The 14,826-nt window shown below is 56.0% G+C and carries 16 protein-coding genes; 7 read left to right on the forward strand and 9 right to left on the reverse strand.

Translation table 11 applies throughout. The features are described from left to right. Nucleotides 1–19 precede the first annotated feature (19 nt). From PQR63_RS04310 to PQR63_RS04325, 4 genes are all read right to left on the reverse strand, one after another. Entirely contained in the window at nt 20–508 is a 489-nt protein-coding gene (locus tag PQR63_RS04310; RefSeq protein WP_408165922.1) for a peptidylprolyl isomerase, read from the reverse strand. 51 nt (nt 509–559) lie between these two features. Then, on the reverse strand, nt 560–1,147 hold the full coding sequence (locus PQR63_RS04315; RefSeq protein WP_408165924.1) for a peptidylprolyl isomerase: 588 nt from the start codon (nt 1,145–1,147) through the stop codon (nt 560–562). Between the two features lie 110 nt (nt 1,148–1,257). Further along, the gene (locus PQR63_RS04320; protein ID WP_408165926.1) at nt 1,258–2,514 is read right to left on the reverse strand and encodes a L,D-transpeptidase family protein; all 1,257 of its coding nucleotides are present in this window, start codon (nt 2,512–2,514) and stop codon (nt 1,258–1,260) included. Beyond that, the gene (locus PQR63_RS04325) at nt 2,514–3,755 is read right to left on the reverse strand and encodes a tetratricopeptide repeat protein (RefSeq protein WP_408165928.1); all 1,242 of its coding nucleotides are present in this window, start codon (nt 3,753–3,755) and stop codon (nt 2,514–2,516) included. Before PQR63_RS04325 ends, PQR63_RS04320 begins: the two co-directional genes overlap by 1 nt. Nucleotides 3,756–3,960: 205 nt before the next feature. Here PQR63_RS04325 and cysS point away from each other — a divergent pair, with 205 nt between their 5' ends. The 4 genes from cysS to tilS all read left to right on the forward strand — a co-directional run bounded on the left by cysS (nt 3,961) and on the right by tilS (nt 8,769). Next, the gene (cysS, locus tag PQR63_RS04330) at nt 3,961–5,358 is read left to right on the forward strand and encodes a cysteine--tRNA ligase (RefSeq protein ID WP_408165930.1); all 1,398 of its coding nucleotides are present in this window, start codon (nt 3,961–3,963) and stop codon (nt 5,356–5,358) included. Between the two features lie 5 nt (nt 5,359–5,363). Next, complete coding sequence (locus tag PQR63_RS04335) at nt 5,364–6,008, forward strand: DNA-3-methyladenine glycosylase family protein (protein WP_408165931.1); 645 nt, start codon at nt 5,364–5,366, stop codon at nt 6,006–6,008. Between the two features lie 128 nt (nt 6,009–6,136). After that, the gene (locus PQR63_RS04340) at nt 6,137–7,117 is read left to right on the forward strand and encodes an acetyl-CoA carboxylase carboxyltransferase subunit alpha (RefSeq protein ID WP_408165933.1); all 981 of its coding nucleotides are present in this window, start codon (nt 6,137–6,139) and stop codon (nt 7,115–7,117) included. 221 nt (nt 7,118–7,338) lie between these two features. Continuing rightward, nucleotides 7,339–8,769 (forward strand): tRNA lysidine(34) synthetase TilS, encoded by a 1,431-nt coding sequence (gene tilS / locus PQR63_RS04345; protein ID WP_408165934.1) that lies wholly within the window; start codon nt 7,339–7,341, stop codon nt 8,767–8,769. 152 nt (nt 8,770–8,921) lie between these two features. On the opposite strand, the gene PQR63_RS04350 is transcribed toward tilS, so the two are convergent. From PQR63_RS04350 to PQR63_RS04360, 3 genes are all read right to left on the reverse strand, one after another. Continuing rightward, complete coding sequence (locus tag PQR63_RS04350; RefSeq protein WP_408165936.1) at nt 8,922–9,155, reverse strand: hypothetical protein; 234 nt, start codon at nt 9,153–9,155, stop codon at nt 8,922–8,924. Between the two features lie 86 nt (nt 9,156–9,241). After that, nucleotides 9,242–9,499 (reverse strand): hypothetical protein, encoded by a 258-nt coding sequence (locus tag PQR63_RS04355; RefSeq protein WP_408165938.1) that lies wholly within the window; start codon nt 9,497–9,499, stop codon nt 9,242–9,244. Between the two features lie 203 nt (nt 9,500–9,702). Continuing rightward, nucleotides 9,703–9,858: a DUF3096 domain-containing protein gene (locus PQR63_RS04360; RefSeq protein ID WP_007877342.1), complete on the reverse strand. Its 156-nt coding sequence runs from the start codon at nt 9,856–9,858 to the stop codon at nt 9,703–9,705. 161 nt (nt 9,859–10,019) lie between these two features. Here PQR63_RS04360 and PQR63_RS04365 point away from each other — a divergent pair, with 161 nt between their 5' ends. After that, nucleotides 10,020–10,655, forward strand: a complete 636-nt coding sequence (locus tag PQR63_RS04365; RefSeq protein ID WP_408165940.1) for a LysE family transporter — start codon at nt 10,020–10,022, stop codon at nt 10,653–10,655. A gap of 123 nt (nt 10,656–10,778) precedes the next feature. Here the strand turns inward: PQR63_RS04365 and PQR63_RS04370 are convergent, their stop codons facing one another. Then, nucleotides 10,779–11,084 (reverse strand): PsiF family protein, encoded by a 306-nt coding sequence (locus PQR63_RS04370; RefSeq protein ID WP_408165941.1) that lies wholly within the window; start codon nt 11,082–11,084, stop codon nt 10,779–10,781. Nucleotides 11,085–11,236: 152 nt separating this feature from the next. Next, nucleotides 11,237–11,629 (reverse strand): lysozyme inhibitor LprI family protein, encoded by a 393-nt coding sequence (locus tag PQR63_RS04375; RefSeq protein WP_408165943.1) that lies wholly within the window; start codon nt 11,627–11,629, stop codon nt 11,237–11,239. Between the two features lie 207 nt (nt 11,630–11,836). Here PQR63_RS04375 and PQR63_RS04380 point away from each other — a divergent pair, with 207 nt between their 5' ends. Both PQR63_RS04380 and PQR63_RS04385 read left to right on the forward strand, forming a co-directional pair. After that, entirely contained in the window at nt 11,837–12,193 is a 357-nt protein-coding gene (locus PQR63_RS04380; RefSeq protein ID WP_408165945.1) for a hypothetical protein, read from the forward strand. A gap of 112 nt (nt 12,194–12,305) precedes the next feature. Continuing rightward, the gene (locus PQR63_RS04385) at nt 12,306–14,807 is read left to right on the forward strand and encodes an ABC transporter permease (RefSeq protein WP_408165946.1); all 2,502 of its coding nucleotides are present in this window, start codon (nt 12,306–12,308) and stop codon (nt 14,805–14,807) included. The last annotated feature ends 19 nt before the right edge of the window (nt 14,808–14,826 follow it).

The following is a 14,826-nucleotide window of genomic DNA, read 5'->3' on the forward strand; positions in this document are numbered from 1 at the left end:
GAAAGTAAGAGGCGTCGGCTTAGACGACTTCTGCTTTTTCGATCACGACATCTTCAACCGGCACATCGGCGAACATGCCGGAGCGGGTAGTTTTGACGGCCTTGATCTTGTCGACGACGTCCATGCCTTCGACAACTTTGCCGAACACACAGTAACCCCAACCGTCCTGGCCTGGGAAGTCGAGGAAGCTGTTGCTCTTGACGTTGATGAAGAACTGGGCCGATGCCGAATGCGGGGCCGAAGTACGGGCCATTGCCAATGTGTACGGCTCGTTCTTGAGGCCGTTTTTCGCTTCGTTCTCAACCGGATCGTTGGTTGGCTTTTGCTTCATGCCTGGTTCGAAGCCGCCGCCTTGAACCATGAAACCATCGATCACGCGATGGAAAATAGTGCCGGTGTAGTGGCCCGAATTAACGTAGGCGAGGAAGTTTTCAACTGTTTTTGGTGCTTTTTCTGCTTCGAGTTCGACCTTGAAGCTACCGTGGTTAGTGGTGAAGAGAACAGCCATGAGAATCCCTTTTGTGTAAATAATAAAAATGAAATACTAAATTGCGCGAGCTTACTTGAGCACCGTCGCCGACTGAATCACGACCGGCGTCAAAGGCACATCGTCAAACATGCCGCTGCTGCCGGTGCGAACCTGTTTGATCTTGTCGACCACGTCGGTGCCTTGCACTACCTTGCCGAATACTGCGTAGCCCCAGCCATCACGGCTCGGATAGTCGAGTGGGCTATTGTTGGCGACGTTGATGAAAAATTGTGCCGCAGCGGATTGCGGGTCGGATGTACGCGCCATGGCGATAGTATACGCCGCGTTTTTCAAACCGTTCTTGGCCTCGTTCTTGATCGGCGCCTGCGTCGGCTTTTCGCGCATGTTTTGGTCGAAGCCGCCGCCCTGGATCATGAAGCTGCCGATCACGCGATGGAAGATGGTGCCGTTGTATTGGCCGCTCTTGACGTACTTCAGGAAGTTGGCAACGGTGATTGGCGCCTTGTCCGCATCCAGTTCGAGCACGATGTCGCCCATGCTGGTTTTGAGCTGTACGCGTGGAGCGTCAGCGGCGTATGCCATCAGAGCAGCGCCGGACAGCGACAGGGCGGCGATGCATTGGAGCAACTTGCGACGGGACATCAGGGCTTGAATCATGGTGCTTCCTTGCTAAGTGAATTGGAATTGACGCCGGTTTTACGTCAAGGCGGGATCGCTTTTATTCAGCGCTGATCCGCGATGGCGTTGCCGGTCAGTCGGAGATCAGATCAGGCAGTGCCTTCGTAGACAATCTTCCACTGCGATCCTTCTTTTTGCCAATACTGGCGCTTGCGAACCGCATTTTTGTTTTTGCCGACGGCAGTTTCCTGGATGAAGGTACTAACGATCATTTCATCCTTGCCAGGGTAACGGTAAAGGCTCAGATCACGCACTTTGACACTGGAAGGGCGTGCGCCGTTCAGGCTTTTTTGCTGGCGGCCGAACCAGGTGCTCAGGCTTTCGCCGAGATTGGAGCGGAAAGCCGGGGAATAATTGGCCAATACCTTGTCACCGTCAGAGGCTTCCATATCTTGCTGCCACTGATCCATGAATTTGCTGGCAAAGCTGCGTTCCTTGTCCCATTCCGACTTGTCGACAAATTGCACGCCATCGCTGATGACAACCACGGTCTTGCCGACTTCCGCGGTTGCGTACAAACTTTGCAGATCCGGGTTGGCTAGCACGACGCAGCCGTCGGACGACAGCGGCGGGCGGCTGAAATTGTCGGATGGCGTACCGTGCAGCCAGATGCCTGAGCCGCTGCGGCCATTTCGCTTGTCCCACTCGTTCGGATAGTTGAGCGGCAGGGCACCGGTACCATAGAAATCAGGCAACTTCGGGCCAGGGATGCGCGCATTGACGTAGTACACGCCGATCGGGGTGCGTTGATCGCCTTCACGCGACTTGTTGACGCCGTAGCGGCCTTGTGAAATGTAATAGTCAGTGATGAATCTGAGCTGACCGCCCTGATTTTCATAGACATACATGCGTGAGCGCGAAGTATCCACCACCAACACGTTCTTCTGGTCGTCGCCGACCTGCAAAACCGGTTTGGGAATCAGACTTGGGTTGGGACGCTCTTGCAGTGACTTGATGCGCACCATGGCTTCGGCGCGCAAATCCTTGAGCTTGTCCGCAGGTGCATCGGCAATGGCGCCAAAGCTCTTCACCGGACGCACGTGCATCATCAGCAAGTCGCCGCGTACCAGATGGCCAAGGCGGAAATGCGGATAGGCCGCGACCAGCGCATCGGCCTTGGCTTGCGCTTCCTGCAAACGGTTGTTACCGAGGTCTTTGTAAACTTCGATCAGCAAGGCTTCGGGGTCGGGCTTGCGCATCTCCGACTGCAAGGCCTGCGGCGGAATTGCCGAAGAGGAGGCAACGCTGCCTGCAACCGGCGTCAACGCCAGGCAAGCCAGAATCAGCCGTACAAAGGCTGATGGTAAAGGATGACCCTTACCTTGATGTGCAGCGAAACGAACCATTACCCTCCCGAGCGCTCCTGTTTGATCAGCCACTTGTTGCCCTGTTTAACCAGGATCAATGTCTTGCGGCTGTTAACTGTCAGACGGTTGGAATTATATATCTGACGGAAGCGGACGGTGGCGGTGTCGTTTTTGATCGTGACCTGAGGGACATCGACCTTGACGCTGATATGGCCCTTTTCCTCGATGCGGGCGCGGCGTTCGTCAGCCCAGTCCTTGCGCGATTCGCCCTTTGGCGTCTGGAAATCGCCGGCGTACGCCGCCAGATAGGACTTCACGTCCATGTCGCTCCAGGCTTTTGCCCAGTTGTTGACGGCAGTGAGGACGACAGTCTTGTCTTTGTCGGCACGTGCGGCTTCAGCGGCTTTTTCTGCTTTCTCTGCAGCCTTTTCAGCGGCCTTGTCTGCTTTGCTTGGCTTCTCAGTCTTGTCGGTCGGTTTTTCAGCAGGTTTCTCGACCGGCTTCTCTACGGGTTTTTCAACTGGCTTGGGCTTTTCAGGAGCCGGTGCCGGCTTTGTCGGCGCAACAGGTTCAGGCTTTGGCTCAGGTTTCTTCACTTCGGGAGCCGGTGCCGGGGTTGGTGTCGGCGCAGGAATGACCGGTGTAGCAGGGGCAGCAGGCGCAGTCACAACCGGCGACTTGCTGCCATTGGTGTTGGCGCTCGCCAGCTTGGGAATGGTACCGCCGGTGATGTTGCCGGTCAGCGTGCGTACCAGCGTCAGCTTCGGCTGCGGTACGTTGCTGCCTGGATCGATCTGCAAAGCCTTATCGTAAGCCTGGCTAGCCAGCTTGGCGTAGACGTCACCCAGGTTTTCCAATGCGGTTGCGTAGGTAGGATTGGTATGAATCGCCATGTCCAGCGTGGCGCGGGCCTTGTCATATTGACCATTGGCGGCGTACAGCACTGCCAGATTGTTATACGGCTCAGGCAGGTCGGGGAAGTCTTCGGTCAGCTTGCTGAAGATCGCAATTGCTTCGGCTGACTTGTTCTGTTCTGCTAAGATCAGGCCTTTCACAAAGCGCATTTGCGCGTCGCGTGGGTGCTTTGCCAGAACGGCGTCGGTTTTTGCCAGGGCTTCCGGATACTGCCCGGTGCGCATGAGTTTGCTGATGTCCGAAACTTCGCTTGCTTGGGCCGAGTAGATTGCGGCGATCAAGCCGGATAGAATAACGGTCTTGCTCAAAATGCCACGCAATGCATTGCGATATGGGTGCGGAGATGCAAGAAGCATGGTTTTCATCAATGCTATACTCAAACGAAAAGACGCATTTTATCAAAGAAGCACTACAAAAAGGGTTTTGGCAATCGTGTTGTATTCATGTTGACACCGCTATAAAAGAACAAGCGCGGGCGCACTGAACCGTGCTGGCGGATGGCGATCGACGTCATCTCATCAGCGCGACGAAATACACTACGAATAAAGCCGGAACCGACATTTCCCATCCATGAGCAATCTGAAAATCTACAACACGCTGGCGCGTGATAAGCAGGCCTTTTCCCCTATCGAACCAGGTAAAGTCCGTCTTTACGTGTGTGGCATGACGGTCTACGACTACTGCCATCTGGGGCATGCGCGCGTGATGGTGGTGTTTGACATGGTGCAGCGCTGGTTGCGTGCCAGCGGCTTCGATGTCACTTATGTGCGCAACATCACCGACATTGATGACAAGATCATTCATCGCGCCATCGAGAACCGCGAAACCATCGGTCAACTGACCCAGCGCTTCATCGATGCCATGGACGAAGATTCGGCTGCACTCGGCGTGCAAAGGCCGGATCACGAGCCGCGCGCGACTGCCTATGTGCCGCAGATGCTTGACCTGATCCAGAAGCTGCAAAAGAATGGCCTGGCCTATCAGGGCAGTGATGGCGACGTCAATTATTCCGTGCGTGATTTCCCCGGTTACGGAAAGTTGTCCGGCAAATCGCTGGATGACTTGCGTGCCGGCGAGCGCGTTGATGTCAACACCGGCAAGCGCGATCCGCTGGACTTCGTACTGTGGAAAGCCTCCAAGGAAAGCGAGCCAGCCGAAGTGAAATGGGATTCGCCGTGGGGTAAAGGCCGTCCCGGTTGGCATATCGAATGCTCGGCCATGGCCAACGACTTGCTGGGTGATCATTTTGACATCCATGGCGGTGGTCAGGACTTGCAATTCCCGCATCATGAGAACGAAATCGCCCAGTCGGAAGGCGCGCACCAGCACGGCTTCGTCAATTACTGGATGCATAATGGATTTGTGCGCGTCGACAATGAAAAAATGTCGAAATCGCTCGGCAATTTCTTTACCATCCGGGATGTGCTGAAAAAGTATGATCCTGAAGTCGTACGTTTTTTCATCCTGCGCGCCCACTATCGCAGTCCGCTGAACTATTCAGACGCGCATCTGGATGATGCACGCGTGGCCTTAACCAGGTTTTACACGGCATTGAAAGATGTGGTGGTGGACGGTGCGGTAACGGTGGATCACACTGAAGCGCACGCGATGCGTTTTGCCGAAGCAATGAATGACGATTTCAATACGCCGGTCGCGATTGCGGTATTGTTCGATCTCGCCAATGAAGTCAACAAAACCAAATCGCCTGCGCATGCACGGCAACTGAAAGCATTGGCTGGCGTCATCGGACTGTTGCAGCGTCCGGCGGACGATTTTCTGAAGGCCCGTATCGGTAGCGATGCAGGCGGACTTTCCGAAGCGGATATTGAAGAAAAGATCGCGGCGCGTGTCGCCGCCAAAAAAGCTAAGAACTTCGCCGAAGCAGATGGCATCCGTGCCGAACTCGCTGCCGCAGGCGTTATTCTGGAAGACAAATCAGGCGGTTTGACCGAGTGGCGACGAGGCTGATAAGAATGACAAAAAATAATCCGGCTGATCAGGCGATCAGCGTACCGGCGTACTGGGAGGACGCCAAGGCCGAGCTGATGAAGCGTGACCGCATCATGCGCAAGCTGATTCCGCAGTTTGGGGATTTGCAGCTGACCGGTCGCGGCGATGCGTTTACCACGCTGGCGCGCTCCATCATCGGTCAACAGATTTCCACCAAGACTGCGCAAGTGGTGTGGCAGCGTTTTCTGGAAGAATGTCCCAAATGTACGCCATTGCAGGTCTTGAAGGCCGGACCTGAGAATCTTGTCGCCTGCGGCCTGTCCAAGCGCAAGGCAGAGTACATTCTCGATCTCGCCAATCACTTCAAGGCCAAGACAGTTCATCCCGATAAATGGGCGGAGATGGAAGACGAAGACGTCATTGCCGAGATGCTGCAGATTCGCGGCCTGGGGCGCTGGACAGCTGAGATGTTTTTGATATTTAATCTGTTGCGACCGAATGTCCTGCCTTTGGATGATCCGGGGTTGCTCAAAGGCATCAGCAACAGTTATTTTTCCGGCGAACCGGTATCGCGCAGCGATGCGCGCGAAGTCGCCGCCAATTGGGAGCCGTGGCGCACTGTTGCCACCTGGTATCTGTGGCGCAGCCTGGATTCGGCCGCCTCCTGAAGAATTAACGAATGAATTAGCCAATGAAGCGTGTGCCGTGACCGGACTGTTGACGGAACGGCAACGCGAGTAAGGTGGCGAGGGCTGTTATACTCCCGCCTGTTCATGAAAATGCGTAAAGGAATACGATGAGCAAGTCGACAACGACATTTCTGGGCTTCGAGCAGGCAATCGCCGAGCTGGACGCCAAAATCGAGGAGTTGCGCTTTGTGCAAGACGACTCGGCAGTCGATATCTCGGAAGAGATCGAGCGCCTGGTCAAGAAGAGCCAGCAACTGACCAAAGATATCTACGCCAAGCTGACCCCGTGGCAAGTGTCGCAAATCGCGCGTCATCCGCAACGTCCTTACACCATGGACTATGTGAATGAAATCTTTACCGACTTCCACGAGTTGCACGGCGATCGTACTTATGCCGACGACTTGTCGATCGTTGGTGGTCTGGCACGCTTTAACGGCCAGGCTTGCATGGTGATCGGTCACCAAAAGGGGCGCGATACCAAAGAACGCGCCATGCGCAATTTCGGCATGCCGAAACCGGAAGGCTATCGCAAGGCCATGCGCCTGATGAAAGTCGCCGAAAAATTCAACCTGCCGATCTTTACCTTCGTCGACACGCCGGGTGCATTTCCGGGCATCGATGCGGAAGAGCGCGGCCAATCCGAAGCGATCGGTCACAATCTCTACGTCATGGCTGAGCTGAAGGTGCCGCTGATTGCCACCATCATCGGTGAAGGCGGCTCCGGCGGCGCACTGGCGATTGCCGTCGGTGACTCGGTTCTGATGCTGCAATATGCAACGTACTCGGTGATCTCGCCGGAAGGCTGCGCATCGATTCTGTGGAAGACTGCCGACCGTGCTTCCGACGCGGCCGAAGCGCTGGGTCTGACCGCGCATCGCCTGAAGGCCATGGGCCTGATTGACAAGATCGTCAACGAACCACTCGGTGGTGCGCATCGCGATCCGAAGCAAATGGCGTCGTTGCTCAAGCGCGCGCTGGCCGATACGCTGCGTCAATTCCAAGGCGTCAAGACCAAGGAACTGATGGCTGCCCGTCATGAAAAGCTCATGAGCTACGGCAAGTTCAAGGAATTGAACCCGCAGGAGTAAGGTCTGTAAATGCCTGTAAGCCAACGCAGCAAGTGGGGCTGGCATTGTCCGGGTCGATAAGTGCGGCGGCACAGAACGCAGTAAGTACGGCAACAATCCGCATGGCGGCACAAACTCTGGTTTGTGCCGCCATTGCAGTTTTTAAGCACGTAATTCAATCCGTTTGCTGTATGTCACCACGCTGCATTCGGTGTTGAGTTCAGTTTGCAGGGAAGTCCACCATGTCTGCCACCTCCGGCGCCCAACGCACCCTCCAGCAAGAATTGACGCAAGCATTGCAGGCGTTGGTGTCCAGCCACGGCGGTGATGAGGCGTTCTCCGTCGCCTTTCCTGCCATCGCCATCGCGTATAGCGGCGGACTGGATTCGTCCGTGCTCCTGCATCTCGCGGCCACATTTGCGCATGAGCATGGCATACGCTTGTTTGCTTTTCATATTCATCACGGAATCAGCGACAACGCCGATAGCTGGCAAATGCATTGCCGACAGGAGAGCGAACGCCTCGGCGCTGTTTTCGACACGCGCAATATCGCCCTCAAGGATCTCGACAAAAGTGGCGTGGAAGAAGCTGCGCGCATCGGCCGCTATCATGCGCTTGGTGAGCTATGCCGCGTGCATGGCGTCACCTTGCTATTGACTGCGCATCATCAGGACGATCAGGCGGAAACGATCTTGCTGCAGCTGTTGCGCGGTTCCGGCGTAGCGGGCATGTCCGGCATGGATCAGGCCAATGCTGCTGCCAACTTGCTCGGTAACGATCAGCTGCTGCTGGCGCGACCGCTCCTGAGCGCATCGCGTGCGACCTTGGAGCAATATGCCACGGCGCACACGCTGTCATTCGTCGATGATGAGTCCAACAACGATACGCGTTATGTCCGTAACGCTCTGCGGCACCGGATCATGCCGGCGTTGGCTGAGCTGTTTCCCGGTTTTCAGGAGCGTTTTACGCGCTCGGCCAGTCACGCCCAGTCGGCGCAACGTTTGCTGGTGACGCTGGCACAGCAAGATCTTGCGGCGTGTCTGGATGGCGAATATCTGAGCGTGCTCGCGCTGCGTGCGTTGGACATCGATCGCATCGATAACCTTTTGCGGCATTGGTTTGCATTGCGTAATTTGCGTATGCCGTCGTCAGCATGGTTGCTGGAGTTACGCACGCAATTGTTGGAAGCAAAATCCGACGCGCAACTTTGTGTCACCCATCCGGATTGCCATATTCGGCGTTATCGCGATCGCGTCTTTTTAACGCCAAGACGTCCCGCTTTCGACGAGCATACCGAGCCCATGGAGTTCGTCTGGCGCGGCGAGTTGAAACTGCATTTCCCGCAATTTGCCGGAAGCCTGTTTTTCGATGTCGCCGATGTGGGATTCAACGCGGCGTGGCTACGTGGGCAGCAACTGTCAGTGCGTTTGCGCAGCGGTGGCGAACGCGTCAAGCTGGCGTGGAATCGTCCGACCAAGAGCGTCAAGTATCACTATCAGGCGATGGATATTCCAGCATGGGAGCGATCGTATTTGCCGATGGTGTTTGCCGGTGAACAGATCTTGTATGCGGCTGGCATTGGCATGGATTGCCATGCACAGCGCGAAACGATAGCGGAAGAGAGCGATCGGGATACGCGCATCGCCTTGCGATGGCAGGCGGACCTGAGCTGACATCGCCACATCGAAGCGCACTGTTAAAACCAACGCAAACAATCAACTGCAGACAACAAAACGGCTTGCCATGTTGAGTGGCAAGCCGTTTTGTTTTTACTCCCTGAGCTTTTATTTCACGGCATGCATGCCATGGTGATGTCTGCCCAAGCTTACTTTGCCTTGGCAGGTGCAGCGTCAGTTGCCGGTTTGGCGGCGGGTGCTTCTGCAGCCTTTTCCTTCTTCGCGACGTGCTTGACCTTCTTGTGCTTGACAGCGGTTTCAGCCTTCGGCGCGGCGGTCGCAGCTGCCGGCTTCGCTGGAGCGGCAGGTGTACCGGTTTGGGCAAACACTGGCAGAGCCAAAGCGGAGAGCAGAGTTGCAACGATGATGGATGTCGATTTCATGGTGGTTTTCCTTTAATAAGTTTCTTGGCTCAAGCTGTTATTTCAGCTCATGCGTGTTTGGTTGAGACTGCTTGCGCGACTTGCTCTTACTTGGTCTTGGCTGGAGCTGCTTCGGTTGCCGACGTTGTCGCAGGCTTGGCTGCGGTCGTTTCAGCGGCCTTGGCCTTCTTCGCAGTGTGCTTTGCCTTGGTGTGCTTTGCAGTTGCCTTCGGCGCTGTTGTTGCAGCCGCAGGTGTGGTCGCAGCAGGAGCAGCGGCTGGAGCAGCAGGTGCGCCGGTTTGGGCGAACACTGGCAGTGTCAGAGCGGAGAACAGAGCAGCAACGATGATGGATTTCGAGTTCATGGCAGTTTCCTTAAAGAGAAGTTTTTCAGTCTCGGCGTTTGCTTGATCAGCTTGTTTGTTGCGCCTTACTTCCATTAACGAACCTGCCACCGAAGCGACGACGTCAAAGTGTTTCAAAAGATGTCATATTTGTAAGCATCTGTTGCTGACGTTTTTTTACATTCTGCGCACCTGCAAAGTCAGGCGCGCAGCGATTCTGATGCCTAAGAAAATGGCCAGCCGTGCGAGCCAAATAAACCGACCAGGCCGATCACGATCAGATAGATGGCAATGATGAAGTTGAGCAGGCGCGGCATTACCAAAATCAAAATACCGGCAATCAGCGCCACCAGAGGACCAAAGGAAAGATGGATGTTCATGTCGTACTCCTTGTTAATTCATTCTGATTTATTTTTAAACGGAACAACGATATCCATCTGATGGCAATCTGGCGGCGGAGTTCAGATGATGCAGCATCTGTTCAGCAAATCGTTTCGGCAGTCCTTATAATGCTGGTCTGATTATTTGCTGAAAGTAGGGCATGGCTTTTCAAACGTGGTTTGCATTTTTTCTGGCGGCTTGCCTGATTGCTATCTCTCCCGGGTCGGGTGCAGTCTTGTCAATGAGTCATGGTTTGAACTATGGCGTGCGCAGGACCAGCGCCACGATTCTCGGCCTGGAAATTGCGCTTGTCCTGATCTTGGTCATCGCCGGCGCCGGTGTTGGCTCGCTGCTAGTGGCCTCGGAGGCTGCCTTCAATACCATCAAGATTCTGGGTGCTGCTTACCTGATCTATCTCGGCTGGTCGCAATGGCGCGCACCAGTGCATATCGATGAACATAAAGCGGTTCGTCCAGTGGTGGCTACCGCCTGGTGGCAACGCGCCATGACCGGTTTTCTGACCAATGCTACCAATCCCAAGGGAATTGTCTTCATGGTCGCGGTCCTGCCGCAGTTCATCAATCATGATCAGCCGCTGTGGCTGCAATTGCTGCTGATGGCGATCACCATGGTAGCCGTGGATCTGGTGGTGATGCATGGCTATGCGTTTGCAGCCAGTCGCATGCAACGCTTCTTCCGTGATGCGAAGGCGGTCAAGGTGCAGAACCGCTTTTTCGGCGGCGTATTGATGCTGGTGGGCGCAGGCCTGTTCTTCTTCAAGCGCAGCCAGTCTTGACACATTGACGGCTGCGGGAAGTGCCGCCGCATAAAAAGCCCGTATGAGACAGAGTCTGATACGGGCTTTTTGCTGCGCATCCGACTGGCGGGCGCTGGTTCTGCTGTAATACGTACTGAGGTATTACTTGTCTTTCTTCAGGCATTCTTTCATGAAGGCTTTGCGATCATCGCCCTTCTTGCCGGTAGCATCCTTGTTGCAGCTCTTCATCTTGTCTTGTTGCGTCATTGGCGCAGCGGGTGCGGCAGGCTTGTTGGACAAGCAATCTTTCATGAAGGCTTTGCGTTCGTCGCCTTTTTTGCCGGTGGCGTCCTTGTTACAGGTGGTCATTTTGCTCTGTTGCGCCGTCTGCGCCATGGCAACGGGGCTGAACAGGAAGACGGGAGCGATGATGGTGACGGAGGCGATGGCGGCGAGCAGCTTTTTCATGGGTTTCTCCAATAAGGGATAACGTGGTTGGTGCGATTCTGATACCGTGTTCTGCGCTTCGAGGCATTACAGCATGAAATGTATTGCCTGCCAATGAACGTTTGCCAAACCGCCTGCGTTGACAGCACCATCCTGCGCCATCCCGTCTGGAGCTAGCGTGGGCAGGTGATATCGCCTTCCGGGCAGGACGCCAGCGCCTTGAGTTCCTTGGTGCGTTCCTGAGTCTTCTGGGTCAGGCAGGACTGCAGCGCCATACCATGCGCGGAGCCGCCGGTGCTGGAACTGGCATACTTGCAAGAAAGATCGCGATACTTGATCCACGCCAACTGCACGTCACGGATCTGGTTTTGCTGGGCCTTGTTGAGGCGATTACGGTAATCGATGTAAGTCTGGTTAAGCTCTGCATCGGCTCTGTTGAGCGCTTGTGACCCGCATTCATCCATATCGGCTTGCGTGGTGGCCTTGTCGCAATCGAGTGCGTGGGCGGCGAGGCTGAGTGTCGACAGGGAGAGCAGGGCGGCAATGCGCCATAAAGATAATTTCATTTCTTTCCTCAACTTTGACTGGTGATGAGTGTCTACCCGGTGGGCGACATTGGCAAGTGATCCGTGAACCGCAGCATGTAAAAGTATGCGTGGTGCAAGTATGTGCAAGCAGGTGCGGGCGTACAGATGATCTGTTCACCTGCACGGCGCAGCAGGTTCTTAGAATGTCCGCATAGTATTGAGTTCAATCAAAGATGGAGTAGAGGAATGCCTATTAACTGGATCGCAGCGCTTAAATTGATACCGTGGTCGGACGTCGTGCAGGCGACACCGACGGTAGTCCAAGGCGCGAAGGATTTGTGGTCGCGCACCAAGAGGTCGAAGGCCAAAGCCGTCAGCTCGGATGATCCTGAGCATGTGGAGGTCGGCAGTCTCGCCCATCTGACACAGCGCGTAGAACAGCTGGAGTCCGAGCAGTTGGAAGTCTCTGCTTTGATCAATACGCTTGCTGAGCAAAACGCGCGGCTGGTTGCGGCGCTGGACAACTTGCGCACACGGATGAAGATGTTCTATGCCGTCTGCGTTCTGCTGGTGCTGGGTGGTGTCGCACTGTGGTTACGATAGGTGAGCGTCGCCGTGTAACGGTATGCGCTATCCTGTTCGCAGTTTTCCGTCCTGTTGCTTGATTTTCCATTTTCGTTTTTTTCGTCTTCATTTTCGCCCAGCCAGGATCAGCATGTTCTCTTTATCGTTGCGTATGACCCGCCGTGACTGGCGCGCAGGCGAGTTGCGTTTCCTCTTGATTGCATTGATTGTCGCCGTCGCGGCTTTGTCCTCAGTCGGTTTTTTTGTTGATCGCATGCGTGCAGGTCTGGTCCGGGATGCGCATCAACTGCTGGGCGCTGACTTGCTGGTCGGGGCCGATCAACCCTTGCGTCCGGAATGGCAGGACAAGGCTACGCAGTTCAATCTGCAGATGGCCCAGACCGTCGTTTTTCCCAGCATGGCAATTACGGGCGAAGGCGATGCCGCGCGCTCCATCCTCTCGTCAATCAAAGCCGTATCGGATGCCTACCCCTTGCGTGGACAACTCAAGTTGGCCGACACGTCTGGTGGTGCTGACCGTGTCGCCGATGGCGTGCCGCCGGCGGGCAGCGTCTGGGTCGATCCGAATATTCTCTCGGCCTTGCAAGTCAAGGTCGGCGATACGCTCAAGTTGGGCGACAAATCATTTCGCATTGCGGCTGCTATTGCGGTTGAACCTGACCGCGGTAGCGCTTTCGTCAACTTCGCACCGCGCGTGATGCTGTCGATGCCGGATCTCGCGGCGACTGGCCTGGTGCAATACGGATCGCGCGTGACCTATCGTCTGCTGTTGTCTGGCGCGCCGGCGTCGGTGCAGTCGTATCAGCAATGGCTGCAGAAGACCATCGACGACGGCAACATCAAAGGCGTGCGTATCGAATCGCTGGAATCCGGCCGCCCTGAAATGCGGGCCACACTGGATCGCGCCGAGCAGTTTCTCTCGCTGGTCGGTTTGCTTTCGGCACTGTTGGCTGCCGTTGCTGTGGCGATGGCGGCACGCCGCTTCATGTTGCGTCATCTGGATGCTTGCGCCATGTTGCGTTGTTTCGGCATGACGCAAAATCAGGTCACGCTGATGTACTTGCAGGAATTCATCCTAGTTGGTCTGGTCGGCAGCGCGCTGGGCGTATTGCTCGGTTTCGCCGCACATTTCGTCTTGCTGGAATGGCTGGGGCGTTTCATGCCGACGGCTTTGCCGCCCGCCAGCTGGTGGCCGGCAGTGCAGGGGATTGCAATTGGCCTGCTGTTGCTCGTGGGCTTTGCCTTGCCGCCGCTTCTGCAACTACGCAACGTGCCGCACAACCGTGTCATCCGTCGCGAATCGTCAGCACCCAAAGCCATGAGCATCGCAACCTATATTCTGGGCGTGGTCGTCTTCACCGGCTTGTTGCTCTGGCAGGCGGGCGACGTCAAGCTGGGCGCCATGACGGCGGCAGGTTTTCTCGGCGGCTTTGCCTTGTTCGCGTTGATCGCGTGGGCTTGCCTCAAGAGCGTGCAATCGCTGCGCGGCTTGTTCGACAACCAGAGCTGGCGTTTTGCGATTGATGGCCTGCAGCGCCGTCCTGGCGCGACCACCATGCAGATCGTCGCATTGGGATTGGGTTTGATGGCACTGCTGCTGCTCACGGTGATTCGCGGTGATCTGATCGGTGCATGGCGTCAGTCAACACCGGCCGATGCGCCGAATCGCTTTGTGATCAACATCCAGCCCGACCAGAAAGATGTCGTCCAGCAAAAGCTGGTGCAAGAAGGATTGCAGAAGGTGCAGCTGTATCCGATGATTCGCGGCCGCCTGGTGCAGATCAACGGCAAGTCGGTGACCAATGACACCTATCAGGAAGACCGCGCCAAGCGCTTGGTGGATCGCGAATTCAATCTGTCCACCATGCGTGACCTACCGGCGCAAAACACGATTGTCGGCGGCAAATGGTACGACGACAGCAAGCCGGAAGCCTCGGTGGAAGAAGGTCTGGCCAAGACACTCAAGCTGAAGCTGGGTGATCAGTTGCAGTTCGATATCGCAGGCCAGTTGGCGACCGTGCCTATCACCAGTATTCGCAAGTTGGAGTGGGGCTCGCTGCGCGTCAACTTCTTCGTGATCATCAATCCGGCGGCGATGAAAGACATGCCGCAGACCTGGATCACCGCGTTCCATCTGCCGGACGCCAAGGCTGGCCTCGGCAACGTGCTTACGCGCGACTATCCCAATTTGACAGTGGTCGACATCGGTAGCGTACTCAAGCAGATTCAGGACATCGTCGATCAGGTGATTGCCGCAGTGGAATTCCTGTTCTTGTTCACACTGACTGCCGGGGTACTGGTTTTGTATGCCGCACTGGTCGGTACGCAGGACGAGCGGGTGCGTGAGGCGGGCTTGCTGCGAGCCCTGGGCGCAACGCGCAAGGAGTTGGCGAGGGCGCAGCGTATCGAGGTCATGCTGATCGGTAGCGTGGCCGGTTTGCTGGCGTCCAGTGGGGCCGCTGGCATCGGCTGGGCGCTGGCGCATTACGTATTCGACTTCGAATGGAGTTTCAGCCCCTGGCTGTGGGTGGCGGGTGGCGCGATCGGGATGGCCTGCGCCGTGTTTGGCGGCTGGGCCGGATTGCGTAGCGTTCTGGCAAGACCGCCGCTTCAGACGCTGCGCGAAGCATAAATATCTTCTCGCAAAGACC

This window comes from Herbaspirillum rhizosphaerae (genome assembly GCF_046025915.1).
GTDB classification, from domain to species: Bacteria; Pseudomonadota; Gammaproteobacteria; order Burkholderiales; family Burkholderiaceae_D; genus Herbaspirillum; species Herbaspirillum rhizosphaerae_A.